The 2,511-nt window shown below is 72.1% G+C and carries 3 protein-coding genes; 2 read left to right on the forward strand and 1 reads right to left on the reverse strand.

The window, feature by feature from the left end:
• The first annotated feature begins 21 nt into the window (after positions 1-21).
• A complete protein-coding gene (locus AOK11_RS38055) occupies positions 22-339 on the forward strand; it encodes a DUF5955 family protein (protein WP_055598171.1) in 318 nt (105 codons plus the stop codon).
• A gap of 103 nt (positions 340-442) precedes the next feature.
• Here the strand turns inward: AOK11_RS38055 and AOK11_RS38060 are convergent, their stop codons facing one another.
• On the reverse strand, positions 443-1,249 hold the full coding sequence (locus tag AOK11_RS38060) for an IclR family transcriptional regulator (protein WP_055598172.1): 807 nt from the start codon (positions 1,247-1,249) through the stop codon (positions 443-445).
• A 227-nt stretch (positions 1,250-1,476) separates the two neighbouring features.
• Between AOK11_RS38060 and allB the strand changes: the two genes are divergently transcribed.
• A partial coding sequence (gene allB, locus AOK11_RS38065; protein WP_055598173.1) for an allantoinase AllB occupies positions 1,477-2,511 on the forward strand: 1,035 nt, incomplete at its 3' end.

Consider the following 2,511-nt stretch of genomic DNA (forward strand, 5'->3'; position numbering starts at 1 on the left):
CCGCGTGCGAGGGGGAGGACTGTGTTGCGGAGCGTAGAGCAGCAGCGTGCGACCGGCAGTCGAGAGGACGATCCGCGGGTGACGGAGCTGCGCTCCGCCGTGGCCAGGCTGCGTCGCCAACTGGCGGCCCATCCGGCGGAGTTCCCCGATCGGGTCATCGCGGAGGACGAACTCGCCGCACTGGACGCCCACGCGGCCTGCGGCAATCCCGAGATTCCCCGGTTACGCCGTTCCCTGTTGCTGATCGCCGGCGCGATCGGCTCGGTGAGCGCACTGGGCCGGGGGCTGGGCGAAGTGCGGGACGCGGTGGATCTGTTCGGACCGTCACCCAGGGCTTGACGCACACCTGTTCGCGCGCTCCTCGAAAGGGGGGCGTGCGCGGGCGCTGTGGTCGCGACGAGTGACCGGGTCGAGTCGGGCCGGGGTGGACCGTCGGGCCGGGTCAGACCGTCGGGCCGCCGCCCGGGGTGGTGAGCACTTCGGAGAGTTCCGTCGCCACCTGCTGGAGCACCGGCACGATCCGCTCCGTCGCCGCCTCCGTGACCCGCCCCGCGGGACCGGAGATCGAGAGGGCGGCCGGGGTGGGGGCGTCGGGCACGGAGACGGCGAGGCACCGTACGCCGATCTCCTGCTCGTTGTCGTCCATGGCGTAGCCCTGGCGGCGCACCTCGTCGAGCGCGGCCAGGAAACCCTCCGGCGTGGTGATGGTCCTGTCCGTCGCCGCGGGCATTCCGGTGCGGGCGAGCAGGGCCCGTACGTCCTGTGGCGGGAAGCCGGCCAGCAGGGCCTTGCCCACGCCGGTGGAGTGCGGCAGGACCCGGCGGCCGACCTCGGTGAACATCCGCATGGAGTGCTTGGACGGCACCTGCGCGACGTACACGATCTCGTCCCCGTCGAGCAGCGCCATGTTGGCCGTCTCGCCGGTCTCCTCCACCAGACGGGCCAGATACGGGCGCGCCCAGGTGCCCAGCAGCCGGGAGGAGGACTCGCCGAGCCGGATCAGGCGCGGGCCGAGCGCGTACCGGCGGTTGGGCTGCTGGCGCACGTAACCGCACGCGACCAGGGTGCGCATCAGGCGGTGGATCGTCGGCAGGGGCAGTCCGCTGCTCGTCGACAGTTCGCTGAGGCCGACCTCGCCGCCCGCGTCCGCCATCCGCTCGAGCAGGTCGAAGGCGCGCTCGAGGGACTGCACTCCGCCGCCCGGAGCGGACCGGACGGAGCCGTTGGTGCTGGCGCTGGACGTCGGCACGGCGCGTTCCTTTCGGACTGGCGGGAAGGAGGAAGCCTACCCGGCAGTCGGGTCGACTGATTGTCTGCGCATTCATGCATTCTGCTTCACGGAATTCTAATTCCGCTTTATGGAATAGTCCAGGGGTCGGCCGTCGGTGCCCGTGCGGGCAGGGTGCCCCTTGACGGCATCGGGGTGGGAGTGAAGACTCCTTCAACAGAACGTTGAAATCGGGTGAGGGGGTGCGGGTGTCCGACGCCGGACTGGTACTGCGCTCGACGCGCGTCATCACTCCCGAGGGGACGCGCGCCGCGTCGGTCGCCGTCACCGGCGGCACGATCACGGCGGTCCTGCCGTACGAGGCGCCGGTCCCCGGGACGGCACGTCTGACGGACCTCGGCGACGACGTCCTGCTGCCCGGCCTGGTCGACACCCACGTGCACGTCAACGAACCGGGCCGCAGCGAGTGGGAGGGCTTCTGGACCGCCACCCGCGCGGCGGCGGCCGGCGGCATCACCACGCTCGTCGACATGCCGCTCAACTCCCTCCCGCCGACCACGACAACCGCCCATCTGCGGACCAAGCAGCGGGCCGCCGCCGGCCGGACCCATGTCGACGTCGGCTTCTGGGGCGGCGCCCTGCCCGGCAACGTCGAGGACCTGCGGCCGCTGCACGAGGCCGGCGTCTTCGGCTTCAAGGCCTTCCTGTCACCGTCCGGCGTCGACGAGTTCCCGCACCTCGGACGGGACCGGCTCGCCCGGACCCTGGAGGAGATCGCCGCCTTCGACGGGCTGCTGATCGTGCACGCCGAGGACCCCGACCACCTCGCCGCCGCCCCGCAGCACGGCGGCCCCAGGTACGCCGACTTCCTCGCCTCCCGCCCGCGCGACGCCGAGGACACCGCCATCGCCCTGCTCCTCGCGCAGGCGAAACGCCTCGACGCGCGCGTGCACATCCTGCACCTGTCCTCCAGCGACGCGCTGCCGCTGATCGCCGGGGCCAGGTCCGACGGAGTACGCGTCACCGTCGAGACCTGCCCCCACTACCTGACTCTCGCCGCCGAGGAAGTCCCGGACGGTGCCAGCGAGTTCAAATGCTGCCCGCCCATCCGCGAAGCCGCCAACCAGGGCCCGCTCTGGCAGGCGCTGGCGGACGGCGTCATCGACTGCGTGGTCACCGACCACTCCCCGTCCACCGCCGACCTCAAGACGGCCGACTTCGCCACCGCCTGGGGCGGCATCTCCGGCCTCCAGCTCAGCCTGCCCGCCGTCTGGACCGAGGCC

This window comes from Streptomyces hirsutus (assembly GCF_001418415.1).
In the GTDB taxonomy this organism is placed as follows: Bacteria; Actinomycetota; Actinomycetes; order Streptomycetales; family Streptomycetaceae; genus Streptomyces; species Streptomyces hirsutus.